The sequence below is a fragment of the Ectopseudomonas khazarica genome (assembly GCF_004521985.1).
Lineage (GTDB): Bacteria > Pseudomonadota > Gammaproteobacteria > Pseudomonadales > Pseudomonadaceae > Aquipseudomonas > Aquipseudomonas khazarica.
In genome coordinates, this window is the sequence record NZ_SBHZ01000009.1 from 28,473 (window position 1) to 51,856 (window position 23,384).

Genomic DNA, 23,384 nt, shown 5'->3' on the forward strand with positions numbered 1-23,384 from the left:
CACGGAAATTGTCTGCGGCACTTCCGACATCGCCGCCAGCAGCGCAGAGCGCGCCTGACATGACGAAGACGGAAAACGCCTCGAGCAACTCTTGATTCGCTGGCCGCCACCAAACAAGGCGGCACCAGGATGCTAAAGCACAAAAACCTGCGCGCCCATCAGGGCGCGCAGGTTCGAGACGGAACCCGGAACGACTTAGTGCACGTCCTTCCAGTACTCACGCTTGAGCAGGTAGGCGAACACGAAGAAGAACGCCAGGTACAGCAGCACGTAGGTGCCGATGCGCTGAGACTTCAGCTTGACCGGGTTGGCCGAGTAGGCCAGGAAGGTCACCAGGTTCTTGATCTTCTCGTCGAACTCGGCCTCGCTCAGGGTGCCGGTGTTCGGCTCCACGGTCAGCTGATCACAGGCTTCGTGAGTGATCGGCGCGCCGGTCAGCGGGTCGTACTGCTTCTTGCCATCGGTGACCACCTGAACCTGCTTGCAACCGATGACCTGGTTACCCTGCAGGCCGACCAGCACGTTCGGCATGCCCACGTTCGGGAACACCTTGTTGTTGGCGCCCAGCGGACGGGTCGGGTCGGCGTAGAAGCTGCGCAGGTAGGTGTACAGCCAGTCGTTGCCACGCACGCGAGCCACCAGGGTCAGGTCGGGCGGAGCCGCACCGAACCACACCTTGGCGTCGTCGGGCTTCATGCCGATCTTCATGTGGTCGCCGATCTTGGCGCCACTGAATACCAGGTTCTCCAGCATGATTTCGTGCGGCACGCCGAGGTCATCGGCAACCCGCTCGTAACGCTGAAACTTGGCCGAGTGGCAGCCCATGCAGTAGTTGGCGAAGGTACGCGCACCATCTTGCATGGCAGCCTTGTCGGTCAGGTCGATGTCGACCTTGTCCAGGTGCACGTTGCCACCGGCCGCGAAGCCCAGGGCCGGCAGTGCAGCGAAAACAAATGCAGCAAATAGCTTTTTCATCAGCCCGTCACCCTTTCCGGAACCGGTTTGGTCTTTTCCATCCTGGTGTAGAACGGCATCAGGATGAAGTACGCGAAGTACAGGATGGTGCACACCTGCGACAGCAGGGTACGACCCGGGGTCGGTGCCAATACACCCAGTACGCCGAGGATGACGAAGGAAATGCAGAACACCACCAGCCAGATCTTGCTCATCCAGCCCTTGTAACGCATGGACTTGACCGGGCTACGGTCCAGCCACGGCAGGACGAACAGCACGGCGATCGCAGCACCCATGGCGATAACACCCATCAGCTTGTCCGGCACGGCGCGCAGGATGGCGTAGAAGGGCGTGAAGTACCACACCGGGGCGATGTGCTCAGGCGTCTTGAACGGGTTGGCCGCTTCGAAGTTGGGCTTCTCGAGGAAGTAACCACCCATCTCCGGGAAGAAGAACACCACGAAGCAGAACACGAACAGGAAGACCACTACGCCGACGATGTCTTTCACGGTGTAGTAAGGGTGGAAGGCGATACCGTCGAGCGGCACACCGTTCTCGTCCTTCTTCTTCTTGATGTCGACGCCATCCGGGTTGTTCGAACCGACTTCGTGCAGCGCCAGGATGTGCAGCACGACCAGGCCGAGCAGAACGATCGGCAGGGCAATCACGTGCAGGGCGAAGAAGCGGTTCAGGGTGATGCCGGAAATCAGGTAGTCACCACGGATCCACTGGGTCAGGTCATCGCCGATCACCGGAATCGCACCGAACAGCGAGATGATCACCTGGGCGCCCCAGTAGGACATCTGGCCCCACGGCAGCAGGTAGCCCATGAAGGCCTCGGCCATCAGGCAGAGGTAGATCAGCATGCCGAAGATCCACACCAGCTCACGCGGCTTCTGGTAGGAGCCGTAGAGCAGACCGCGGAACATGTGCAGGTAGACCACCACGAAGAACGCCGAAGCGCCGGTGGAGTGCAGGTAGCGGATGATCCAGCCGTACTCCACGTCGCGCATGATGTACTCGACGGACGCGAAGGCTTCCTCGGCGGACGGGGTGAAGCTCATGGTCAGCCAGACACCGGTGAGGATCTGGTTGACCAGAACCAGCAGCGCCAGCGAGCCAAAGAAGTAGAAGAAGTTGAAGTTCTTCGGGGCGTAGTACTTGGAGAGATGGTCTTCCCACATCTTGGTGGCGGGGAAGCGCGCATCCACCCATTCCATGAATTTGCTCATCAGGCCTTCTCCTGGTCCACACCGATGATGATCACATCATCCGTCTCGTAGCTATGCGGCGGTACCGGCAGGTTCAGCGGAGCCGGCTGGGCCTTGTAGACGCGCCCGGCGAGGTCGTAACGAGAACCGTGGCAGGGGCAGAAGTAGCCACCGACCCAATCGGCGCCCAGATCGGCAGGCGCCACTTCCGGACGGAAGGACGGCGAGCAGCCCAGGTGGGTGCACAGACCGACCACGACCAGCAGCTCCGGCTTGATCGAGCGAACAGTCGGGTCCACGTAGGTCGGCTGTACCGACGCCTGGGACTCCGGATCTGCCATGCGATCGTGGATCTTGGTGAGGTTACCCAGGATCTCCTCGGTACGGCGGACGATGAACACCGGCTGACCGCGCCACTCAGCAACCATCTGCTGGCCAGCCTCGATCTTGCTGACGTTCACCTTCACCGGTGCACCGGCCGCCTTGGCCTTGGCACTGGGGAACCATGACCCCACGAACGGAGTCGCAGCACCTACCGCTCCTGCCGCGCCCACCACAGAGGTGGCCGCAACCAGAAAGCGACGTCGGCCTGCATTCACGCCGTCATTGCTCATTCAGTCGTCTCCCATCAGCTTTGTGGCCTGTTGTTCAGGCCTCTACTAAGTAAAAATCGGGCCGCGCAAAAAATTCGCCAAATGGTAAAGAAAAGCCCCTTTTCTGACAAGGTAATTACCCCGGAAGAGGCTGGCGAAAGCCTTGACGCGCGCGGCCTGCGGGTATGCGGCACGTTGTCGCAGCACTTTGCCACCCCCAAAAAAAACGCCCAGCTCCGTAAGGAAACTGGGCGCTTTTGGAAGCGTAGTAGCGATTAACGCTTCGAGTACTGCGGACGCTTACGCGCTTTGCGCAGACCGACTTTCTTACGCTCGACTTCACGGGCGTCACGAGTGACGTAACCGGCTTTACGCAGCGGGCTGCGCAGGGTCTCGTCGTACTCGATCAGAGCGCGGGTGATGCCGTGACGGATGGCACCGGCTTGACCGCTGACACCACCACCGGCAACGGTGACGAAGATGTCGAACTTCTCGACGGTCTCGGTCAGCTCCAGCGGCTGACGCACGACCATGCGAGCGGTCTCGCGGCCGAAGAACACGTCCAGGCTGCGGTTGTTGATCGAGATGTTACCAGTGCCCGGACGCAGGAATACGCGCGCGGTTGCGGTCTTGCGACGGCCAGTGCCGTAGTTTTGAGTCGCCGACATAATGAACTATTCCGTTAAATCTTCAGTTCTTGGGGCTGCTGAGCGGTGTGCGGGTGAGCGGCACCCTTGTACACTTTCAGCTTACGGTACATGTCGCGACCCAGCGGGTTCTTCGGCAGCATGCCTTTGACCGCGGTCTCGATCACGCGCTCAGGGGCACGAGCGATCAGCTTCTCGAAGTTGATCTCTTTGATGCCGCCCGGGAAACCGGAGTGGGAGTAGTACTTCTTGTCGCTGGCTTTGGCGCCGGTTACACGCACCTGCTCGGCATTGATCACGACGATGTAGTCGCCGGTATCAACGTGCGGGGTGTACTCAGGCTTGTGCTTGCCACGCAGACGGCTCGCGATTTCGGTGGCCAGACGACCCAGGGTCTGACCAGCAGCATCAACGACGAACCAATCGCGTTTTACTGTTTCCGGTTTAGCAGTAAAAGTTTTCATTCTTTATAGCCTCAGGGGCCGCCCAGCAAAAATAGACGGCGGATCTTACTGGTTAGTGCGTACTTTGACAAGTCAAAGGCAGCCGCATACGGACGCTATCGGGGGCTCGGGTCAGCGCGTCCACAGTACGGCAAGATTCTTCGGCAGGCGGCGCATCACTTCCACCGCAGAAAGAGGTGCCGGATTATCCTGATTGCGAAAAAAATTTCAACCTGATTGTATGACTCTTTTGCCAAGGAGCACCCCATGGAATACCGCAAGCTGGGCCGAACCGATCTCGATGTCAGCGCACTGTGCCTGGGCACCATGACCTGGGGCGAGCAGAACAGCGAGGCCGAAGGCCATGCCCAGATCGAACGCGCCAAGGCCGGCGGCATCAACTTCATCGATACCGCCGAGATGTACCCGGTACCGCCGCGAGCCGAGACCTACAGCAAGACGGAGCAGATCATCGGCAGCTACTTCCAGCAGCGCGGCGACCGCGCCGACTGGATCCTGGCCAGCAAGATCGCCGGCCCCGGCAATGGCATCAGCCACATTCGCGACGGCCAGCTGAAATTCGATCGCCAGCACATCGTCGCCGCCCTGGACGCCAGCCTGAAGCGCCTGCGCACCGACTGGATCGACCTCTACCAGCTGCACTGGCCAGAACGCCCGACCAACTTCTTCGGCCAGCTGGGCTATCGCCACCAGGACAGCGACTTCACGCCCCTGGAAGAAACCCTCGCTGTGCTCGACGAGCAGGTCAAGGCCGGCAAGATCCGCCACATCGGCCTGTCCAACGAAACGCCCTGGGGCACCATGAAGGTCCTGCAACTGGCCGAGAGCCGTGGCTGGCCGCGCGCCGTGTCGATCCAGAACCCCTACAACCTGCTCAACCGCAGCTTCGAAGTGGGCCTGGCCGAGGTCGCGATTCGCGAGCAGTGCGGGCTGCTGGCCTACTCACCACTGGCGTTCGGCATGCTCAGCGGCAAGTACGAGGGCGGCGCGCGCCCCGAGGGTGCGCGCATCAGCCTGTTCAGTCGCTTCGCCCGCTACACCAACCCGCAGTCGGAGGCGGCCTGCTCGCGCTACGTCGCACTGGCCCGCGAGCATGGCCTCGATCCCGCGCAGATGGCCCTGGCCTTCGTCACCGCGCAACCTTTCGTGACCAGCAACATCATCGGCGCCACCAGCCTGGAACAGCTGGAGAGCAACCTGGCCAGCGCCGAGCTGAGCCTCTCCGCCGAGGTGCTGGCCGGTATCGAGGCGATCCATAAGGCGCAGCCCAACCCGGCGCCATAACAACAAGCGGCAAGCTGCAAGCTAAAAGCCAGTGCGCGGGCGCAAGCTCAACCTGCACCTGCTTTCCCTTGGAGCTTGCCGCTTGAGGCTTGCAGCGGTTCTCAGACCAGCGAGCGGGCGATGATTTCCTTCATGATCTCGTTGGTCCCGGCGTAGATGCGCTGCACCCGCGCATCAGCCCAGGCACGCGCCACCGGGTACTCCCACATGAAGCCGTAGCCGCCGTGCAACTGCACGCACTCGTCGAGCACCTTGCACTGCAGATCGGTGCCCCAGTACTTCAACATCGCGGCGGTCGGCACGTCGAGCTTGCCCTGCAGATGCAGCTCCAGGCAGCGATCGACGAACACGCGCCCGACCTGGATCTCCGTGGCCATCTCGGCCAGCTTGAAGCGGGTGTTCTGGAAGTCGGCGACCGCCTTGCCGAACGCCTTGCGCTCACGGGTGTAGTCCAGCGTCCAGTTCAGGGCGGCCTCGGCCGAGGCCAGGGCGCCGATGCCGACGGTCAGGCGCTCCTGCGGCAATTCCTGCATCAGGTAGGCGAAGCCCATGCCCGGCCGGCCCAGCAGGTTTTCCCTGGGCACGCGCACGTCCTGGAAGAACAGCTCCGAGGTGTCCTGCGCCTTCATGCCGACCTTCTCCAGGCGCTTGCCCTTGGAGAAACCGGGCGTATTGGCCTCGACCAGGAACAGGCTGGTGCCCTTCGCTCCGGCCTTGGGATCGGTCTTGGCCACCACGATGACCAGATCGGCCAGCCAGCCGTTGGTGATGAAGGTCTTCGAGCCATTGATCACGTACTCATCACCGTCCAGCACCGCAGTGGTCTTCACGCCCTGCAGGTCGGAGCCGGCCCCCGGCTCGGTCATGGCGATGGCGGTGACCATCTCGCCGCTCACCAGCTTGGGCAGGTAGTGCTGCTTCTGCGCCTCGCTGCCGTAATGCAGGATGTAAGGCGCGACGATGTCCGAGTGCAGGGAGAAGCCGATGCCGGTCAGCCCCAGGCGACCGATCTCCTCGATCACCACGGTGCTGTAGAGGAAGTCGGCAGCCATGCCGCCGTACTCCTCGGGAATGTGCGAACAGAGCATGCCGGCCTCCCCCGCCTTGTTCCACAGCGCGCGGTCGATGTGGCCATCCTTCTCCCATTGCTGATGGAAGGGCACGGCCTCCTGCTCGAGGAACTTGCGTACGCTGTCGCGAAACAATTCATGGTCGGAGCTGAATATCGTTCTGGGGATCATGGCGCTACCTGTGTCTGGCTCGGGCAAAAATCTGGCCTCGACTTTAGCCAAGCAAACGCTTGGTTACACTGGACACAAGCGCCAAAAAATAAGACGATCCAGCCGCTGCTTGACCACTTAGCCTTGAACAAGAACAACGAACCATGGTTATTCCACAGCCGCGTGCGGCCTTGCACCGCGTCAGCATTCTCGCCACCGATGGCGTATTCGCCTCCACCCTCATGCAGGCCAAGGACTTTTTCCACATGGCCGGCATTCGTCATGCCCGCCAACAGGGACTGGGCCACGAACCCCCTTTCGAGATTCACCTGGTGAGCCCGGACGGCCTGCCGGTGAACAGCTTCAGCAAGGTGCAGGTCCCGGTGGACGGCGGCCTGGATGCCTGCGATGTGATCATCCTGCCCGCCTTCTGGGACGACTTCGACGCGCTCAGCCGCCGTTACCCACAGGTGCTGGAGTGGCTCAGGCGTCAGCATGCGGCCGGCAGCGCAATCTGCGGCGAAGCCAGCGGCGTGTTCTGGATGGCCGAGGCCGGCCTGCTCGACGGCAAGGAAGCGACCACCTACTGGCGCTTCTTTCGCGAGTTCGCCGAACGCTTCCCCAAGGTGCTGCTCAACCAGGACAAACACCTGTCCGACGCCGACAATCTCTACTGCGCCAGCGGCGTCACCTCGGCATGCGACCTCTACATCTATCTGATCGAGCGCTACTGCGGCACGGGCGTGGCGCAGGGCGTGGCACGCGACATCCTCTACGAAGTGCAGCGCAGCTATACCCCCGGGCGCATCGGTTTCGGCGGGCAGAAACTGCACCAGGACGTCACGGTGCTGCAGATCCAGCACTGGCTGGAGGAGCACTACGCCGACAAGTTCCGCTTCGAGGACGTCGCCCGCGAACACGGCATGAGCATTCGCAACTTCATGCGCCGCTTCCAGGGCGCCACCGGCGACAAACCCCTGCATTACCTGCAACGCCTGCGCATCGAGACGGCGAAGAGCCTGCTCTCCGCCACCCGCAAGAGCATCAAGACCATCAGCTACGAGGTCGGTTACGACGACGCCAGCTTCTTCGCCCGCCTGTTCCGCCAGCACACCGAGCTGTCGCCGAACCAGTACCGCCGCCAGTTCCAGCAGAAGGACAAGCAGGACTGAGGTACGTCCAGCGGCAGCGCAACGCCTGCTGGCTGGACGGCAAAACGCCAGCCCACCCTTGGTTAGGTTGGCGCCCTGCCATGGCGCCCTATGATCGGTCGGTGCACATAACAACAACAGGTTCACCGCCATGCGCCGTCTATTGATTGCCCTGCTTGCCACCGCCAGCCTGAGCGCTGCCGCAGCCGACAACTGGAAACCCTTCCCGCTCGACCAGAGCGCCTACGACTACAGCGGCGACAAGCTGCGCCAGGCCTGGCCGCAGCTGACTCGCGGCTTCGGCGACTACCCCTTCCCCGATGCCGACTGGGTGGTGACCATGGCCACGAGCTATCCGCAGGCGCTGGAGAAGACCGTTGCCGCCGGCACCGGCTTCACCGGCAAGCCGGAGGAGGCCGAACGCTATGCGCAGCAGCTGCAGGATGTGTGGCGCCTGATGTTCCGTGGCGATTTCGCCCAGGCCAAGGAGCAGGGCCTGGCCCTCGGCGTCGGCGGGCAGATCCCGGCGATGTTCGCCCAGGTCATCTATGCCATGTTCCTGGTGCCGGACCAGGCCGAGAAGCACCGCCTGCTGGAAGAAGTGATCGCCTACACCGACGAGGCTGGGGACCTGGTGCAGGCAGACACCGTCGCCCAGTTCGGCCGCGTCTACGCCAAGGCGCGCCTGGGCGAGGAACTGTCGGTACCGGTCGTGCTCAAGCGCGGCTACACCTCGCAGATCCCGGAGGAACTCAAGGCGCTGCTGGCCAAGCAGCCGCAGCAGCCCTTCGCGCTGGCCCTGTATGGCGGCTATGAAGCCGGGGTGATTCGCAAGGTGGGCAAGCTGGTCGGCCGGATGACCTACGGCGTCAGCGCGGACAACATGGAGAAGTACTTCCGGCGCAGCTTCCAGGCCCGCGACGACCTGCCCATCGGCCACTACGAATACGCCAACGCACTGACCTACGTGTACGGCGACGATGAAGAGCAGAAGGTCATCGAGCACCTCAGGCTCGCCGCGGCGATCAAACCGATCAACGCCATGGAAGCGCTGGAAGTGGCCCACGCGCAGAAGCTGCTGGCTCAGCACCAGCACAAGCTGGCTAAAAACTGACCGACTGGCGCCAGCAGGCGCTGCATCGGCACGAACGAAAAAGGCGACCTTGTGGGTCGCCTTTTTCGTTTCGCCATTCCTCAGGGCCGGTGTGGGCGCGAGAGGAACTCGTGCGACTGCATCTCCAGCAGACGGCTCAGCGTGCGCTGGAACTCGAAACTCAGGCGACCGCCGGTGTACAGATCCTTGAGCTCCACCTCGGCGGAGATGATCAGCTTGACGTTGCGGTCGTAAAACTCGTCCACCAGGTTGATGAAGCGGCGCGCCATGTCGTCCTTGGCCACGCTCATCTGCTCGACGTTGGCGAGGATCACCGCATGGAAGATCTTGCCCAGCTCGATGTAGTCGTTCTGGCTGCGCGGGCCGTCGCACAGCTCGCGGAACTCGAACCAGGCCACGTCCTCGCAGACGCGCACGGCATTGATGGCGCGGTTCTCGATCATCAGCGCCTCGTTCTCGACCATGTGCGTGCAGTCAGGCAGCAGGCTCTGGAAGCTCTTGCGCAGGCTTTCCTCGGCGGCCACTCCCAGCGGGAAGTGGAACAGCTCGGCCTGCTCCAGCGCGCGCAGGCGATAGTCGACGCCGCTGTCGACGTTGACGATGTCGGTGTGCTGCTTGAGCAGGGCAATGGCCGGCAGGAAGCGCGCCCGCTGCAGACCGTCGCGGTACAGGCCGTCCGGCACGATGTTGGAGGTCGCCACCAGGGACACGCCGTTCTTGAACAGCTCCTCCAGCAGGGTCGCCAGGATCATCGCGTCGGTGATGTCGCTGACGAAGAATTCGTCGAAGCAGATCACCCGCGCCTCGTCGGCGAAGCGCTTGCCGATGATGGTCAGCGGATTCTTCTCGCCCTTGAGGGTCTTCATTTCCTCGTGCACGCGCTTCATGAAGCGGTGGAAGTGGGTGCGCATCTTCTGCTCGAAGGGCAACGCATCGAAGAAAGTATCGACCAGATAGGTCTTGCCGCGTCCTACCCCGCCCCAGAAGTACAGGCCCTTGACCGGCCCCTGCGGCTTCTTGCCGAACAGCTTGCCCAGCAGCCCGCCCTTGCCCTGGTCGGAGGCGACCAGGTCGTCGTACAGACGCTGCAGGTGGCGAACGGCATTTTCCTGGGCCGCGTCATGGAAGAAGTCGGGCCGTTTGAGATCGGCCTGATAACGCTCGAGGGGAGTCATGATTCGTTAGAGCCTGTTCAAAGTCTGCTGCGCGTCGGGTCTGTCGCGTGAGAAGCAAGCCCGGAATGCCCATGTACGCCCGTACAGGGTGCTTCCTCGCCTGCCTCTGGCTCGCGAGCCTGCAAGCAGGCGCTCGGCCGGGCAAGTAAAAACGGGGGCGTCACTTTAGCGACGCCCCCGTGGATTGGCAATCCGTGCACGTCGGACGGATGCGTGACGCCCCCGCGTTCACGGGAGCGCGAGGCCCGATCAGTCCTGCGGCGCCAGCGCCTCGCGCAAACGCTGGATGGCGCCCTCAAGGGCCTGCGCATCGGCGAACTCGGGGCTGGTCGCCACGCTCTCGCCATCGATCCAGACCGAGAAGAACAGGCCGTCTGCGCGCACATCCAGCGCTTCGCCAGCCTGCAGGCGCTTGCCGACCATGCCGGACGACTTGCCATCGGCAAACGACTTCGACAGCAACAGCTGCTCGCCATCGGCGTCCAGCAGGCGGAAACGGAAACTGCCGTCATCATCGCGGAAGCTGACGAAACGCGCGCTCTTGGCCGCTTTCTTCTTCTCGCTGCCGGCCGCCTGCACCTGCTCGCGGAACGAACGCAGGCCAACCGCTTCGCGCAGTTCGCCGAGGAACGGCGTGGCGATGCGGCGCGCCTTGGCGGCGCCGGCGAGGAGGATGTCCTCGAGGTCGGCGGGCCTGGCGATCAGCGCGTTGTAGCGCTCGCGGGCCTCGCCCAGCTCGCCCTCCAGCAGCTGGTACAGACGGTTCTTCGCCTCACCCCAGGCCAGCCCTGCCTCCAGCTCGGCGCGGAACTCGGCCTGCTGGGTGGAGGATGCAAAGGCCTGGTACAGGGTGAACAGGTGCGAGCCGTCGACATCCTTGGGCTCGCCCGGCAGCCTGGAGTCGGTGACGATGCGTGCGATCGCCTCCTTGAGCTGCTTGCTGGTACCGAACAGCGGGATGGTGTTGTCGTAGCTCTTGCTCATCTTGCGGCCATCGAGACCAGGCAAGGTGGCGACTTCTTCCTCGATCACCGCCTCCGGCAGGACGAACAGGTCCTTGCCCTTGCCGAACAGGTGGTTGAAACGCTGACCGATGTCACGTGCCATCTCCACGTGCTGGATCTGATCGCGACCGACCGGCACCTTCTGCGCGTTGAACATGAGGATGTCCGCCGCCATCAGCACCGGGTAGCTGAACAGGCCCATGGTCACGCCGGCGTCCGGGTCTTCACCGGCCTCGACGTTCTTGTCCACCGATGCCTTGTAGGCATGGGCGCGGTTGAGCAGGCCCTTGCCGGCGACGCAGGTAAGCAGCCAGCACAGCTCGGGAATCTCGGGGATGTCCGACTGGCGATAGAAGGTCGCCTTGTCCACATCCAGGCCCAGTGCCAGCCAGGTGGCCGCGATTTCCAGGCGCGAACGCTGGATGCGCGCGGGATCGTCACACTTGATCAGCGCATGATAGTCGGCGAGGAAGTAGAACGAGTCGGCATCCGCGGCGCGACTGGCGACGATGGCCGGGCGAATGGCGCCGGCGTAGTTGCCCAGGTGCGGCGTGCCGGTGGTGGTGATACCGGTGAGGATACGGGTGGTCATAGTGATTCGCTTGTCTTGCTGCAATGACTAGGCGGGGCTCAGAGACGAGGCAGAAGGAGGTCCTTCAGATCGGTCAGCTTGCCATGGAAGAAGTGGCCGCATTCTGCCACTTTCAGCAGTTCATGGGCACGCCCGAGATTGGCCGACCAGTCGTAGACCACCTGCGGTTCCACCACTTCATCCGCCTCCGGCTGGATCACCACCAGCGGGCACTGGCTCGCCGGGGGCGTATCGCCGCCGAGGCGATGCACGGCGGGCGCCACCATGAACAGCTTGCCGGGTGTCCGATCCTGAGCCTCCAGTCGTGCGCCCAGGGCCGCCGCGACGAAACCGCCGAAGGAAAACCCCAGCAGGGTGATGGGCAGGTCCGGGTAGCGTTCCTGCAGCCAGGCAGCGACCGCCTCGGCATCGTCCACCTCGCCGGCGCCCATGTCATGGCTACCTGCGCTGGCACCGACGCCACGGTAGTTGAACCGCAGGGTGTGATAGCCACAATCGCGTGCCGTGCGCTGCAGGGTAGACACCACCTTGTTGAGCATGGTCCCGCCCTGCACCGGATTGGGGTGGCAGACCAGGGCAATGCCACGGGCGTCAGGCACTTCCAGCAGAAGGGCTTCGAGCTGGCCCACCGGGCCGGGAATGAAAATGGGGGTTTCGCGACTGAGCAACACTGAACTCCGTGACCCCGCAACGGGTCGACTCGTCTAGCAAACTGCCTGTGCGGCAAATGAACCTGTTCAGCGTCTCGCGAGCCGGAGCAATGCAAGGCCAAAACAGGGGAGGAAGCGCAGTGTACTGATGTACATGAGCATTCCGAACCGGTTTTTACCGCAGCAGTGCCGACGCGCAGTAGACTCCGAGCAGGTTCTGGTCGTATACAGCACAGGCTCAAGCCGCTAACGTAAAGCAAAGCCGTTTTGAGAGGAAGGACTCGTGGAACAGACACTTGCAGCCTGGTTGGTACCCGCCCTGACCCTGGTGGTCGGCATCGCCGTGGGCTTTCTGCTCGCCCGCCTGGCACCCAACGCCGCACCTGGCCGCACACAGCGGCAGATGGATGAGATGCAGGCACGCTTCGAGGCCTACCAGAACGAAGTGGTGACCCACTTCAACACCACTGCCAGCCTGGTGAAGAAACTCACCCAGAGCTACCAGGACGTGCAGGAACACCTGTCCGACGGTGCCAACCGCCTGGCCCTGGACGAGCTGACCCGTCAGCGTCTGCTGGCCACGCTGAACAGCGCGGAAAACGCCGAGAAGCGCGAGCGCCTGACGCCGCCGAAGAACTACGAAATGCCCAAGGACTACGCGCCGAAGAACGACGGCCCGGGCATGCTGGACGAGAGCTATGGCCTGAAGAAGTAACCCGCCAGCGAGATACGAAAAGCCCCGCATTGCGGGGCTTTTTTATTGGCTGTGACGACACGGATATCAGCTGGCGGCAGGCGTGACATCCGAACCCGCAGCGCCTGCCGCGTTACGAGCCATCGCGACGCCCTGCTCCCTGACGAAAAAGGCCCCGCACATCTGGCGGGGCCTTTTCGTTCAGCAGAGGACGATCAGATCGCGCCGCGACTGCGCAGCAGCTCCAGCACCGCCTTGACGCCCTGCTCGATCGACTGCGACTGGGTGTCGATCACCAGGTCGGCATCCAGCGGTACGTCGTAGGGGAAGCCCTCGCCGGGGATGTTGTCGCCACCGGCCGCGTACAGCCCCTGCGGGTCACGCTCGGCGCAGATCTGCGGCGAAGCCTGCACGTAGACGGTCAGCGCACGCTCGCGGCCGATCAGCGCCTTGGCCTGCTCACGCCCTTCGGCATCCGGAGCGACGAAGGCGGCCAGCGCGATCATCCCGGCCTCGTTGAACTGACGCGCCACATGCGCGGCACGACGCCAGTTCTCGGCTCGTCCGGCACGATCCTGCGGCAGGCCCTTGTTCAGGTCATGGCGCAGGTTCTGCCCGTCGAGGACGAACACACCACGGCCCATGTCGAACAGCTTGCGCTCCACCGCGTACGCCAGGGTGCTCTTGCCAGCACCGGAGAGGCCGGTGAACAGCACGGTAGCCGGCTGCTGACCGAAGCGCGAGGCGCGCTCCTCGGTCGACACGTGCGCCAGGCGACCGTGCTGACCACCGCCATGAGCGACCGGCTCGGCGATGATCATGCCGGCACCAACGGTGCCGTTGGTCAGTCGATCGATGACGATGAACGCGCCAGTGGTGCGGTTGTGCTCGTAGCCATCGAGGGCAATCGGGGCATCCAGCGCCACCTTGACCCGGCCGATCTCGTTGAGCTTCAGCTCGCTGGCCGCGCCCTGCTCCAGGGTGTTCACGTCGACACGGTGCACGATGCTCGGGATCGAGCCTGGCACGTAGCTGGTGGCGCGTTTGATGTCGTACTTCTTGCCCGGCAGCATCGGCTCTTCGCCCATCCAGACCAGCATGGCCTCGAAGCCGTCGGTGACCTGCGGACGATTGTCGGCGTGCACCAGCATGTCGCCGCGCGACACGTCGATCTCGTCTTCCAGGGTCAGGGTGATGGCCTGGCCCGGACCGGCCTGCTCCAGCTCACCTTCGTAGGTGACGATGGACTTGACCCGGCTGGTCTTGCCCGACGGCAGCGCCAGGACTTCATCGCCCTTGCGCACGATACCGCTGGCCAGGGTGCCGGCGAAGCCACGGAAGTTCAGGTTGGGGCGGTTGACGTACTGCACCGGGAAGCGCAGGTCGTCGAAATTGCGGTCGCCGGAGACCTCGACGGTCTCGAGGATCTCCATCAGCGACTGGCCGGTGTACCACGGCGAGCGCTCGGACTTGTTGACCACGTTGTCGCCCTTGAGCGCCGACATCGGCACGAACTCGAGGGTGGTCGGGCGCAGGTTGATCTTCTCGGCGAACGACAGGTAGTCGGCCTTGATCTGCTCGAACACGCCCTGATCGAAGTCCTTCAGGTCCATCTTGTTGACGGCGACCACGATGTGCTTGATGCCCAGCAAGGAGGCGATGAAGCTGTGCCGCTTGGTCTGGGTCTGCACGCCGTAGCGGGCGTCGATGAGGATGATCGCCAGGTCGCAGGTCGAGGCACCGGTGGCCATGTTGCGCGTGTACTGCTCGTGGCCGGGGGTGTCGGCGATGATGAACTTGCGCTTGGCGGTGCTGAAGTAGCGGTAGGCCACATCGATGGTGATGCCCTGCTCGCGCTCGGCCTGCAGGCCATCGACCAGCAGCGCCAGGTCGATATCGTCGCCGGTGGTGCCGACCTTCTTCGAATCCTTGGTGATGGCTTCCAGATGGTCTTCGTAGATCATCTTGGAATCGTGCAGCAGGCGACCGATCAGCGTGCTCTTGCCGTCGTCGACGTTACCGCAGGTGAGAAAACGCAGCAGTTCCTTGCGTTCGTGCTGAGCCAGGTACGCGAGGATGTCCTGGCTGATCAAATCGGATTGGTGACTCATCTTTCTTGGCTCCAAGCTGCAAGCTTCAAGCGGCAAGCCAAACCGGTGGCTAACCTGAGATTCTGTTGATCAACCCGCTGAGCATTCTGGAAAGCTCTCGGGTTTCTGATACCCACTGTGTCGCAAGCGCATCGGGGATGTAGCCTATTTCACTGCCGATGATCAGCTGGGTGCGCAACTCCGCGCATGATCCTTTGGCAATGCGCAAGTAATGACACTTTTCCCTATCACTACCTCGTTCCATTCCCTCGGCGATATTGCTGGGAATCGACAACGCTGAACGCCCCAACTGATCGCGAAAGCCAAAATCACGGCAACTCTGAAGCCCTAAGAAGACTTGCACGGCCAGTGACTTCGACCTTTGCCAAACCTCCAGCTTCTCGAAGTCCATTTCCCCTTGCTCCATTCCACTTGAAGCTTGTCGCTTGCCACTTGTGGCTTAGAAATAGCCCTGACGTTTCTTCTCTTCCATCGAACCGGCCTGGTCGTGGTCGATGACCCGGCCCTGGCGTTCGCTGGTCTTGGTCAGGAGCATCTCCTGGATGATGTCCGGCAGGGTCGCCGCCGTGGACTCCACCGCGCCGGTCAGCGGGTAGCAGCCGAGGGTACGGAAACGCACCATCTTCTTGGTGATGCGCGCCTTCTCCTCGTCGGAGAGGTGCTCGAGGATGCGCTCGTCATCGATCATGATCAGCGTGCCGTTGCGCTCGATCACTTCACGCTCCGCGGCGAAGTACAGCGGAACGATCGGGATCTGCTCCAGATAGATGTATTGCCAGATGTCCAGCTCGGTCCAGTTCGACAGCGGGAAGACACGGATCGACTCGCCCTTCTTCACCTTGCCGTTGTACACGTTCCACAGCTCGGGGCGCTGGTTCTTCGGGTCCCAGCGATGCTTGCTGTCACGGAAGGAGTAGACACGCTCCTTGGCACGCGACTTCTCTTCGTCGCGGCGGGCACCGCCGAAGGCGGCGTCGAAACCGTACTTGTCCAGCGCCTGCTTGAGGCCCTCGGTCTTCATCACGTCGGTGTGCTTGGCACTGCCGTAGGTGAAGGGGTTCATGTCCTGCGCCACACCGTCAGGGTTGATGTGGGTGATCAGATCCAGGCCCATTTCGCTGACCATCTTGTCGCGGAAACGGTACATTTCCTGGAACTTCCACCGCGTATCGACGTGCATCACCGGAAATGGCAGCTTGCCGGGAAAGAACGCCTTGCGGGCCAGGTGCAGCATCACGGCGGAATCCTTGCCGATGGAATAGAGCATCACCGGGTTGTCGAATTCGGCGGCCACTTCACGAATGATGTGGATGCTTTCCGCCTCCAGCTGCTTGAGATGGGTCAGTTTGTCGAGCATGGCTACTCACGGTTTGCTGTTATGGGGCCGGCGGGCCGTGGACGAGCGCGCACTCTATCACAGCATCTGCTTATACTCAGGACGCTGGTTAGACCGAAAAGATCTAGTGTTATACCTGCCCGTAAGCGCCATTCAGATGGGGTTGGGGCAATCGATGAACAGGTGTTCGAGGGCGAAACGCCGCGCCAGATAGTCGCCCAGGGCCTGCACACCGTAACGCTCGGTCGCGTGATGGCCGGCCGCGATGAAGCTCACGCCATTCTCGCGGGCACTGTGGAAGGTCTGCTCGGAGGCCTCGCCGGTCAGGTACAGGTCGACCCCTGCGGCGATGGCCTGGTCGATGTAGCCCTGGCCACCGCCGGTGCACCAGCCGACCCGACGAATCAGCCCCTGCCCTTCGACCAGCAGCGGTTCGCGACCGAGGGCCTGCTGCACGTGACGGGCGAAATCGGCGGCACTCATCGCCTCCGCCAGCGAGCCGACCAGACCGACGGTACGCGGGTTGTCCGGCTCCAGCGGCCCTTCGACGACGATGCCCAGCTGGCGGGCGAGCTGCACGTTGTTGCCGACCTCGGGATGGACATCCAGCGGCAGGTGGTAGGCCAGCAGGCTGATGTCATGCGCCAGCAGGGACTTCAGGCGGCGCTGCTTCATGCCGGTGACACAGGGGTTCTCGCCTTTCCAGAAATAGCCGTGATGCACCAGCAGCACATCGGCCTCGGCCTCGATGGCCGCCTCTATCAGTGCCTGACTGGCGGTAACGCCGCTGACGATACGGCGCACTTGCGGACGCCCCTCGACCTGCAGACCATTGGGGCAGTAATCGCTGATGCGCGACGCGTTGAGAAAAGCGTCAGCTTCCTCGACCAGGGTGGACAGGGCAATGGCCATGAAGATTCCTCTCAAGCTGTTGCGGGCCGCTGCCTAATTGGCGAGCACCTCACTATAATGCGCCACCTTAAGGGCGACCTTTTGCCCTCGCAACCCTCAGGATTGTCTCGATGCCCCAGGCACTGCGTTTTCTCGGTTGGCCCCTGCTGGTCGGTGTGCTGCTCGCACTGCTGCTGATTCAGCAGTACCCGGAGTGGGTCGGCTTGCCGCGCAAGGAAGTGCAGCTGGTCCAGGCACCGACCTACAGCCGCCTGCAGGAAGGCCCCGTGTCCTATGCCGAAGCCGTGGACACGGCGTCGCCGGCGGTGGCCAACCTCTATACCACCAAGCTGGTGAGCAAGCCGGCCCACCCGCTGTTCGAAGACCCGACCTTCCGCCGCTTCTTCGGTGACAACCTGCCCCGCCAGCAGCGCATGGAGTCGAGCCTGGGCTCGGCCGTGCTGATGAGCCGCGAAGGCTACCTGCTGACCAACAACCACGTCGTCAGCGGCGCCGACCAGATCGTCGTGGCGCTCAAGGACGGCCGCGAAACCCTCGCACGGCTGATCGGCAGCGACCCGGAAACCGACCTGGCGGTGCTGAAGATCGATCTGCCCAACCTGCCGGCGATCACCCTGGGCCGCTCCGATGCCATCCGCATCGGCGACGTGACCCTGGCCATCGGCAACCCGTTCGGCGTCGGCCAGACCGTGACCATGGGCATCATCAGCGCCACCGGGCGCAACCAGCTGGGACTGAACACCTACGAGGACTTCATTCAGACCGATGCGGCGATCAACCCGGGCAACTCGGGCGGCGCGCTGGTCGACGCACATGGCAACCTGGTGGGCATCAACACCGCGATCTTCTCCAAGTCCGGTGGTTCGCAGGGCATCGGCTTCGCCATCCCGGTCAAACTGGCAATGGAGGTGATGCAGGCGATCATCGAACATGGCCAGGTGATCCGTGGTTACCTGGGCGTCGAAGTGCAGCCGCTGACCCCGGAACTGGCCGAGTCCTTCGGTCTGGAAGGCCGCCCCGGCATCGTCGTCGCCGGTGTCTACCGCGACGGCCCGGCGCAACGCGCCGGCCTGCAGCCAGGCGACCTGATCCTCAGCATCGATGGCGAAGCGGCCAGCGACGGGCGTCGCTCGATGAATCAGGTGGCACGCACCAAGCCTGGCGACAAGATCCGCATCGAAGTCCTGCGCAACGGCAAGCAGTTGGATCTGACCGCGGAAATCGGCATTCGCCCACCGGCCAACGGTAACTGAAGACATGAAAAAGCCGGCTGATGCCGGCTTTTTCGTGCCTGCCCCGCGGGCGCCTTACAGCCCCTGCAAGGCCTCCAGCAACGCCTGGTTCTGCTCCGGCGCACCGATGGTGATGCGCAGGAACTGAGCAATGCGCGGCTGCTTGAAGTGCCGCACGATCACGCCCTGCTCACGCAGACCGGCCGCCAGGGTCGCAGCGTCCTTGCCGGGATGGCGGGCAAAGACGAAGTTTGCCGCCGATGGCAGCACCTCGAATCCCAGCCCCTGCAGGCCCGCCACCACCGCCTCGCGGCTGGCGATGACCTGCTGGCAGGTCTGCTCGAAGTAGTCACGGTCCGCGAAGGCCGCCGCCGCACCGGCGATCGCCATGCGATCGAGCGGGTAGGAATTGAAGCTGTTCTTGATTCGCTCCAGGGCCTCGATCAGGTCGGGATGGCCCACGGCGATACCGACGCGCAGACCGGCCAGCGAGCGCGACTTGGACAAGGTCTGGGTGACCAGCAGATTGGGGTACTTGTCCACCAGGCTGATCGCCGTCTCGCCACCGAAGTCGATGTAGGCCTCGTCCACCAGCACCACAGAATCAGGGCTGCCCTGCAGCAGGCGCTCGATGGCGTCGAGCGGCAGCAGGCAGCCGGTCGGCGCATTGGGGTTGGGGAAGATGATGCCGCCATTGGGCCTGGCGTAGTCCTCGACACGGATCTGGAACTGCTCGTCCAGCGCCACCTGCTCATGGTCGATACCGTACAGGCCGCAGTACACCGGGTAGAAGCTGTAGCTGATGTCCGGGAACAGCAGCGGCGCGCCATGCTGGAACAGGCCGTGGAAAGCGTGTGCCAGCACCTCGTCGGAACCGTTGCCGACGAACACCTGGGCCGGCTGCACGCCGTAGTACTCGGCCACCGCCTGCTTCAGGCGATCGCCGTTGGGGTCCGGGTACAGGCGCAGGTCATCGTTCAGCTCCGCCTGCATGGCCGCGATGGCCCTGGGCGAAGGACCGTAGGGGTTTTCGTTGGTGTTGAGCTTGACCAGCTTGCTCAGCTTCGGCTGCTCACCCGGCACGTAGGGCACCAGGTCCTTGACGAAGGGGCTCCAGAATTTGCTCATCTGCCCTTCTCTCCTCGAATACTTGAGTTGTCTTATGCAAAGCGGTGGACAAGCGTAGCGTTGTCCACCCTGCGCGGCCGTTAAGGCTTGATGCGGTACTCGGCGCTGCGCGCATGCGCGGTCAGCGACTCGCCGCGGGCCAGCACCGAAGCGCTCTTGCCCAGCTCGGACGCCCCGTCCGGCGAACAGAAGATGATCGACGAACGCTTCTGGAAGTCATACACCCCCAGCGGCGAGGAAAAGCGCGCAGTCCCGGACGTCGGCAGCACGTGGTTGGGGCCGGCGACATAGTCGCCCAGCGCCTCGGCGGTGTAACGCCCCATGAAGATCGCACCAGCGTGGCGAATCTGCGGCAGCCAGGCTTCCGGGTCGGCCACCGACAGCTCCAGGTGTTCCGGGGCGATGCGGTTGGCGACCTCGATGGCCTCGGCCATGTCCGCCACCTGCACCAGTGCGCCACGGCCTTCCAGCGAAGTGCGGATGATCTCGGCACGCTCCATGGTCGGCAGCAGCCTGGCGATGCTCTCGGCCACGCGGTCGAGGAAGGCGGCATCCGGGCTGACCAGGATCGACTGGGCATCTTCGTCGTGCTCGGCCTGGGAAAACAGGTCCATGGCGATCCAGTCCGGATCGGTCGCGCCGTCGCAGACCACGAGAATCTCGGACGGCCCGGCGATCATGTCGATACCGACCTTGCCGAACACATGGCGCTTGGCGGTGGCCACGTAGATGTTGCCGGGGCCGACGATCTTGTCCACCGGCGGCACGCTCTCGGTGCCATAGGCCAGGGCAGCGACGGCCTGCGCGCCACCGATGGTGAACACGCGGTCGACACCGGCCAGGGCGGCGGCGGCCAGCACCAGCTCGTTGATCTCGCCACGCGGGGTCGGCACCACCATGACCACTTCCGGCACGCCGGCGACCTTGGCCGGAATGGCGTTCATCAGCACCGACGACGGATAGGACGCCTTGCCGCCCGGCACGTACAGGCCGGCGCGGTCCAGCGGAGTGACCTTCTGCCCGAGCACGGTGCCGTCGGCCTCGCTGTAACGCCAGGAGTCCTGCTTCTGCTTCTCGTGGTAGCTGCGCACGCGCTCCGCGGCCACTTCCAGGGCCGCACGCTGCTCGGCAGTGATGCGTTCCAGCGCCTGTTCCAGACGCGCGCGCGGCAGGATCAGTTCGGCCATCGAGGCCACTTCCAGGGCATCGAAACGCTGGGTGTACTCGACCAGGGCGGCGTCGCCGCGCTCACGCACGGCCTTGATGATTTCCAGCACGCGCTGGTTGACGCCATCGTCGGAGACGCTTTCCCAGGCGAGCAGATGGTCCAGATGAGCCGCAAAGTCCGGATCGGCAGCATTGAGTCGGCGGATGGCAACGGGAGCGGTCATAGCGAAAGCCTCATCTGATTGGCGTTTTCTCGGGCGCCCGTAATGTAGCAAGCCCACCGTGCGGGCACCCGAGAAAAATGGCTATGACACGGATAGGCTGGTAAAGCACCCTGCCGCGACGGCAGGCGTGCCATTGATCAGCCTTGGTGTCGTGCTTCGACGGCACCACGCAGGGTTTCGATCAGCGCCTGGATGCGGGCGTGCTGCATCTTCATCGACGCCTTGTTGACGATCAGTCGCGAACTGATCGTCGCGATCAGCTCCTGCGGTTCCAGACCGTTGGCACGCAGGGTGTTGCCGGTATCGACCACGTCGATGATCTTGTCCGCCAACCCCACCAGCGGCGCCAGCTCCATCGAGCCGTACAGCTTGATGATGTCGACCTGGCGACCCTGCTCGGCATAGTAGCGCTTGGCGACGTTGACGAACTTGGTGGCGACGCGCAGGCGCCCCTTGGGCTCCGGCGCACCGACCTTGCCGGCGGTCATCAGCTTGCACTTGGCTATCTGCAGGTCCAGCGGCTCGTAGATACCCTGGCCACCGTACTCCATCAGCACGTCCTTGCCGGCCACGCCGAGATCGGCGGCGCCGTGCTCGACATAGGTTGGCACGTCGGTGGCGCGCACGATCAGCAGACGCACGTCATCCTGAGTGGTGGGGATGATCAGCTTGCGACTCTTGTCCGGATTCTCGGTCGGCTCGATGCCCGCTGCCGCCAGCAGTGGCAGGGTGTCATCGAGAATGCGGCCTTTGGACAGGGCGATGGTCAGCATGAAACGGTTTCCTTGATCGGAAGCGGCCGCTCCGACGGGAAGCGGCCCTACGACAATGGCGGCACGCGGAGGCACCTGTTCACAACGCCGCTGGCTGCAGGCCCGTCACAACGCAGCAGGGCCGGCGCACAGCGAGTTGCAAGCGGCGTCTCAGCCCGGCACGCGGCGAATCTTGGCACCCAGCAGTTGCAGCTTCTCTTCGATGCACTCGTAGCCACGGTCGATGTGGTAGATGCGGTCGATCAGCGTATCGCCATCGGCCACCAGCGCAGCCAGCACCAGACTGGCAGAAGCACGCAGGTCGGTCGCCATGACCGGGGCACCCTTGAGCTTGTCGACACCCGTGACGATGGCGGTGTTGCCCTCGACCAGGATGTTGGCGCCCATGCGCAGCATCTCGTAGACGTGCATGAAGCGGTTTTCGAACACGGTCTCGACGATGGTGCCGGTGCCTTCGGCCACCGCGTTGAGGGCGATGAACTGCGCCTGCATGTCGGTGGGGAACGCCGGGTAAGGCGCGGTCCGCAGGTTCACGGCCTTGGGACGCTTGCCCTTCATGTCCAGCTCGATCCAGTCCGGGCCGGTGGTGATCTCGGCACCCGCTTCCTGCAGCTTGGCCAGCACGGCCTCCAGGGTCGACGGATCGGCATCCTTGACCTTGACGCGACCACCGGTAACGGCAGCAGCGACCAGGTAGGTACCGGTTTCGATACGGTCGGGCATGACATTGAAACGCGCGCCGTTGAGACGCTCGACACCGTCGATGACGATGGTATCGGTACCCGCACCCTGAATCTTCGCACCCATGGCAATCAGGCAGTTGGCCAGGTCGACCACTTCCGGCTCGCGGGCGGCGTTTTCCAGCACGCTGCGGCCCTTGGCCAGGGTCGCCGCCATCATGATGTTCTCGGTGCCGGTCACGCTGACCACATCGAAGAAGAAGTGCGCGCCACGCAGGCCGCCTTCCGGCGCCTTGGCCTTGATGTAGCCGCCTTCCACGTCGATCTTCGCGCCCATGGCCTCGAGCCCGCGGATGTGCAGGTCAACCGGACGCGAGCCGATGGCGCAACCGCCAGGCAGGGCAACTTCGGCTTCACCGAAACGGGCGACCATCGGACCGAGCACGAGGATCGAGGCACGCATGGTCTTGACCAGCTCGTAGGGGGCGACCAGCGTCTTGATGCTGCGCGCGTCGACTTCGACGGAGAGCTTTTCGTCGATCACCGGCTCGATGCCCATGCGACCGAACAGTTCGATCATGGTGGTGATGTCGTGCAGGTGCGGCAGGTTGCAGATGGTGACCGGCGCATCGCCCAGCAGGGTCGCGGCCAGGATCGGCAGCGCAGAGTTCTTCGCACCGGAAATACGGATTTCGCCATCGAGGCGAGCGCCGCCGGTAATGATCAGTTTGTCCATAGGAATCTCGTCGCCCGCAGGCTCAGGAACGCGCGGCCCAATCGGCCTGGCTGAAAAATTTCATGGTCACGGCGTGGATGCTGCCATCGGCGATCCAGGCGTTGAGGTGGGCATAGATCTGCTGCTGACGCTTGACCGGGCTGAGAGCGGCCAGATCGTCGCTGATCAGGTTCAGCTGGAAGTTGCAGCCTTCGCCTTCGACTTCCACCTGGGTATTCGGGAGTTTTTCCTCTAGGAGGCTTTTTACTTCTGCAGCCTGCATGCTCGACCTCGACTGACGCATTCGGGCACCTGAGCCCGCGGGTCGGCCATCATACAAAAAAGCCTCCCGC

Annotated in this window: 23 protein-coding genes; 5 read left to right on the top strand and 18 right to left on the bottom strand. The window is 63.4% G+C overall.

What is annotated here, in order from left to right:
* Positions 1 to 195: 195 nt before the first annotated feature.
* From EPK82_RS13210 to rplM, 5 genes are all read right to left on the bottom strand, one after another.
* Positions 196 to 975 (bottom strand): cytochrome c1, encoded by a 780-nt coding sequence (locus tag EPK82_RS13210; protein WP_037046590.1) that lies wholly within the window; start codon positions 973 to 975, stop codon positions 196 to 198.
* Positions 975 to 2,186 carry a cytochrome b gene (locus EPK82_RS13215; protein ID WP_037046589.1) on the bottom strand — a complete coding sequence of 404 codons (1,212 nt, stop codon included), beginning with the start codon at positions 2,184 to 2,186 and terminating at the stop codon, positions 975 to 977. The genes EPK82_RS13210 and EPK82_RS13215 overlap by 1 nt, the downstream gene beginning before the upstream one ends.
* Positions 2,186 to 2,779 (bottom strand): ubiquinol-cytochrome c reductase iron-sulfur subunit, encoded by a 594-nt coding sequence (gene petA, locus EPK82_RS13220; RefSeq protein WP_037046587.1) that lies wholly within the window; start codon positions 2,777 to 2,779, stop codon positions 2,186 to 2,188. Before petA ends, EPK82_RS13215 begins: the two co-directional genes overlap by 1 nt.
* Before the next feature lie 254 nt (positions 2,780 to 3,033).
* A complete protein-coding gene (gene rpsI / locus EPK82_RS13225) occupies positions 3,034 to 3,426 on the bottom strand; it encodes a 30S ribosomal protein S9 (RefSeq protein ID WP_037046585.1) in 393 nt (130 codons plus the stop codon).
* A gap of 14 nt (positions 3,427 to 3,440) precedes the next feature.
* Positions 3,441 to 3,869, bottom strand: a complete 429-nt coding sequence (rplM, locus tag EPK82_RS13230; protein ID WP_003242947.1) for a 50S ribosomal protein L13 — start codon at positions 3,867 to 3,869, stop codon at positions 3,441 to 3,443.
* Positions 3,870 to 4,115: 246 nt separating this feature from the next.
* Between rplM and EPK82_RS13235 the strand changes: the two genes are divergently transcribed.
* On the top strand, positions 4,116 to 5,153 hold the full coding sequence (locus EPK82_RS13235; RefSeq protein WP_134676862.1) for an NADP(H)-dependent aldo-keto reductase: 1,038 nt from the start codon (positions 4,116 to 4,118) through the stop codon (positions 5,151 to 5,153).
* A gap of 101 nt (positions 5,154 to 5,254) precedes the next feature.
* Here the strand turns inward: EPK82_RS13235 and EPK82_RS13240 are convergent, their stop codons facing one another.
* Positions 5,255 to 6,394, bottom strand: coding sequence for an acyl-CoA dehydrogenase family protein (locus EPK82_RS13240; protein WP_134676863.1), 1,140 nt, complete (start codon positions 6,392 to 6,394; stop codon positions 5,255 to 5,257).
* Positions 6,395 to 6,537: 143 nt separating this feature from the next.
* Between EPK82_RS13240 and EPK82_RS13245 the strand changes: the two genes are divergently transcribed.
* Both EPK82_RS13245 and EPK82_RS13250 read left to right on the top strand, forming a co-directional pair.
* Complete coding sequence (locus EPK82_RS13245) at positions 6,538 to 7,545, top strand: GlxA family transcriptional regulator (protein WP_037046576.1); 1,008 nt, start codon at positions 6,538 to 6,540, stop codon at positions 7,543 to 7,545.
* A gap of 130 nt (positions 7,546 to 7,675) precedes the next feature.
* Positions 7,676 to 8,638: a hypothetical protein gene (locus EPK82_RS13250; protein ID WP_134676864.1), complete on the top strand. Its 963-nt coding sequence runs from the start codon at positions 7,676 to 7,678 to the stop codon at positions 8,636 to 8,638.
* 80 nt (positions 8,639 to 8,718) lie between these two features.
* Here the strand turns inward: EPK82_RS13250 and zapE are convergent, their stop codons facing one another.
* From zapE to EPK82_RS13265, 3 genes are all read right to left on the bottom strand, one after another.
* Complete coding sequence (gene zapE, locus EPK82_RS13255; RefSeq protein WP_047586989.1) at positions 8,719 to 9,813, bottom strand: cell division protein ZapE; 1,095 nt, start codon at positions 9,811 to 9,813, stop codon at positions 8,719 to 8,721.
* 249 nt (positions 9,814 to 10,062) lie between these two features.
* On the bottom strand, positions 10,063 to 11,409 hold the full coding sequence (locus tag EPK82_RS13260) for a tryptophan--tRNA ligase (RefSeq protein ID WP_134676865.1): 1,347 nt from the start codon (positions 11,407 to 11,409) through the stop codon (positions 10,063 to 10,065).
* Positions 11,410 to 11,447: 38 nt separating this feature from the next.
* A complete protein-coding gene (locus tag EPK82_RS13265; RefSeq protein ID WP_167494350.1) occupies positions 11,448 to 12,077 on the bottom strand; it encodes an alpha/beta hydrolase in 630 nt (209 codons plus the stop codon).
* A 265-nt stretch (positions 12,078 to 12,342) separates the two neighbouring features.
* Here EPK82_RS13265 and EPK82_RS13270 point away from each other — a divergent pair, with 265 nt between their 5' ends.
* The gene (locus EPK82_RS13270; RefSeq protein ID WP_037046561.1) at positions 12,343 to 12,774 is read left to right on the top strand and encodes a YhcB family protein; all 432 of its coding nucleotides are present in this window, start codon (positions 12,343 to 12,345) and stop codon (positions 12,772 to 12,774) included.
* Positions 12,775 to 12,968: 194 nt separating this feature from the next.
* Here EPK82_RS13270 and cysN read toward each other — a convergent pair whose 3' ends face one another.
* The 4 genes from cysN to EPK82_RS13290 all read right to left on the bottom strand — a co-directional run bounded on the left by cysN (position 12,969) and on the right by EPK82_RS13290 (position 17,112).
* Positions 12,969 to 14,864 (bottom strand): sulfate adenylyltransferase subunit CysN, encoded by a 1,896-nt coding sequence (cysN, locus tag EPK82_RS13275; protein WP_134676867.1) that lies wholly within the window; start codon positions 14,862 to 14,864, stop codon positions 12,969 to 12,971.
* Positions 14,865 to 14,913: 49 nt separating this feature from the next.
* Positions 14,914 to 15,255 (bottom strand): four helix bundle protein, encoded by a 342-nt coding sequence (locus EPK82_RS13280; RefSeq protein ID WP_037046554.1) that lies wholly within the window; start codon positions 15,253 to 15,255, stop codon positions 14,914 to 14,916.
* A gap of 48 nt (positions 15,256 to 15,303) precedes the next feature.
* The gene (gene cysD / locus EPK82_RS13285) at positions 15,304 to 16,221 is read right to left on the bottom strand and encodes a sulfate adenylyltransferase subunit CysD (protein ID WP_037046552.1); all 918 of its coding nucleotides are present in this window, start codon (positions 16,219 to 16,221) and stop codon (positions 15,304 to 15,306) included.
* A gap of 132 nt (positions 16,222 to 16,353) precedes the next feature.
* Complete coding sequence (locus EPK82_RS13290) at positions 16,354 to 17,112, bottom strand: Nif3-like dinuclear metal center hexameric protein (protein ID WP_134676868.1); 759 nt, start codon at positions 17,110 to 17,112, stop codon at positions 16,354 to 16,356.
* 110 nt (positions 17,113 to 17,222) lie between these two features.
* On the opposite strand from EPK82_RS13290, the gene algW reads away from it, so the two are divergent.
* The gene (algW, locus tag EPK82_RS13295; RefSeq protein WP_037046548.1) at positions 17,223 to 18,365 is read left to right on the top strand and encodes a Do family serine endopeptidase AlgW; all 1,143 of its coding nucleotides are present in this window, start codon (positions 17,223 to 17,225) and stop codon (positions 18,363 to 18,365) included.
* Positions 18,366 to 18,419: 54 nt separating this feature from the next.
* Here the strand turns inward: algW and hisC are convergent, their stop codons facing one another.
* From hisC to EPK82_RS13320, 5 genes are all read right to left on the bottom strand, one after another.
* Positions 18,420 to 19,472 carry a histidinol-phosphate transaminase gene (hisC, locus tag EPK82_RS13300; protein WP_134676869.1) on the bottom strand — a complete coding sequence of 351 codons (1,053 nt, stop codon included), beginning with the start codon at positions 19,470 to 19,472 and terminating at the stop codon, positions 18,420 to 18,422.
* Between the two features lie 80 nt (positions 19,473 to 19,552).
* Positions 19,553 to 20,863 (bottom strand): histidinol dehydrogenase, encoded by a 1,311-nt coding sequence (hisD, locus tag EPK82_RS13305; protein ID WP_134676870.1) that lies wholly within the window; start codon positions 20,861 to 20,863, stop codon positions 19,553 to 19,555.
* A 137-nt stretch (positions 20,864 to 21,000) separates the two neighbouring features.
* Entirely contained in the window at positions 21,001 to 21,636 is a 636-nt protein-coding gene (gene hisG / locus EPK82_RS13310; RefSeq protein WP_037046535.1) for an ATP phosphoribosyltransferase, read from the bottom strand.
* Positions 21,637 to 21,786: 150 nt separating this feature from the next.
* The gene (gene murA, locus EPK82_RS13315; protein ID WP_037046532.1) at positions 21,787 to 23,052 is read right to left on the bottom strand and encodes a UDP-N-acetylglucosamine 1-carboxyvinyltransferase; all 1,266 of its coding nucleotides are present in this window, start codon (positions 23,050 to 23,052) and stop codon (positions 21,787 to 21,789) included.
* Positions 23,053 to 23,074: 22 nt separating this feature from the next.
* Positions 23,075 to 23,314, bottom strand: a complete 240-nt coding sequence (locus tag EPK82_RS13320) for a BolA family protein (RefSeq protein ID WP_017678930.1) — start codon at positions 23,312 to 23,314, stop codon at positions 23,075 to 23,077.
* Positions 23,315 to 23,384 lie beyond the last annotated feature (70 nt).

Excerpts from the sequence above, each read along its gene's own strand:
- EPK82_RS13210 (WP_037046590.1), bottom strand. The coding sequence starts at position 975 with ATGAAAAAGCTATTTGCTGCATTTGTTTTCGCTGCACTGCCGGCCCTG.
- EPK82_RS13215 (WP_037046589.1), bottom strand. The coding sequence starts at position 2,186 with ATGAGCAAATTCATGGAATGGGTGGATGCGCGCTTCCCCGCCACCAAG.
- petA (WP_037046587.1), bottom strand. The coding sequence starts at position 2,779 with ATGAGCAATGACGGCGTGAATGCAGGCCGACGTCGCTTTCTGGTTGCG.
- rpsI (WP_037046585.1), bottom strand. The coding sequence starts at position 3,426 with ATGTCGGCGACTCAAAACTACGGCACTGGCCGTCGCAAGACCGCAACC.
- rplM (WP_003242947.1), bottom strand. The coding sequence starts at position 3,869 with ATGAAAACTTTTACTGCTAAACCGGAAACAGTAAAACGCGATTGGTTC.
- EPK82_RS13235 (WP_134676862.1), top strand. The coding sequence starts at position 4,116 with ATGGAATACCGCAAGCTGGGCCGAACCGATCTCGATGTCAGCGCACTG.
- EPK82_RS13240 (WP_134676863.1), bottom strand. The coding sequence starts at position 6,394 with ATGATCCCCAGAACGATATTCAGCTCCGACCATGAATTGTTTCGCGAC.
- EPK82_RS13245 (WP_037046576.1), top strand. The coding sequence starts at position 6,538 with ATGGTTATTCCACAGCCGCGTGCGGCCTTGCACCGCGTCAGCATTCTC.
- EPK82_RS13250 (WP_134676864.1), top strand. The coding sequence starts at position 7,676 with ATGCGCCGTCTATTGATTGCCCTGCTTGCCACCGCCAGCCTGAGCGCT.
- zapE (WP_047586989.1), bottom strand. The coding sequence starts at position 9,813 with ATGACTCCCCTCGAGCGTTATCAGGCCGATCTCAAACGGCCCGACTTC.
- EPK82_RS13260 (WP_134676865.1), bottom strand. The coding sequence starts at position 11,409 with ATGACCACCCGTATCCTCACCGGTATCACCACCACCGGCACGCCGCAC.
- cysN (WP_134676867.1), bottom strand. The coding sequence starts at position 14,864 with ATGAGTCACCAATCCGATTTGATCAGCCAGGACATCCTCGCGTACCTG.
- EPK82_RS13280 (WP_037046554.1), bottom strand. The coding sequence starts at position 15,255 with ATGGACTTCGAGAAGCTGGAGGTTTGGCAAAGGTCGAAGTCACTGGCC.
- cysD (WP_037046552.1), bottom strand. The coding sequence starts at position 16,221 with ATGCTCGACAAACTGACCCATCTCAAGCAGCTGGAGGCGGAAAGCATC.
- EPK82_RS13290 (WP_134676868.1), bottom strand. The coding sequence starts at position 17,112 with ATGGCCATTGCCCTGTCCACCCTGGTCGAGGAAGCTGACGCTTTTCTC.
- algW (WP_037046548.1), top strand. The coding sequence starts at position 17,223 with ATGCCCCAGGCACTGCGTTTTCTCGGTTGGCCCCTGCTGGTCGGTGTG.
- hisC (WP_134676869.1), bottom strand. The coding sequence starts at position 19,472 with ATGAGCAAATTCTGGAGCCCCTTCGTCAAGGACCTGGTGCCCTACGTG.
- hisD (WP_134676870.1), bottom strand. The coding sequence starts at position 20,863 with ATGACCGCTCCCGTTGCCATCCGCCGACTCAATGCTGCCGATCCGGAC.
- hisG (WP_037046535.1), bottom strand. The coding sequence starts at position 21,636 with ATGCTGACCATCGCCCTGTCCAAAGGCCGCATTCTCGATGACACCCTG.
- murA (WP_037046532.1), bottom strand. The coding sequence starts at position 23,052 with ATGGACAAACTGATCATTACCGGCGGCGCTCGCCTCGATGGCGAAATC.
- EPK82_RS13320 (WP_017678930.1), bottom strand. The coding sequence starts at position 23,314 with ATGCAGGCTGCAGAAGTAAAAAGCCTCCTAGAGGAAAAACTCCCGAAT.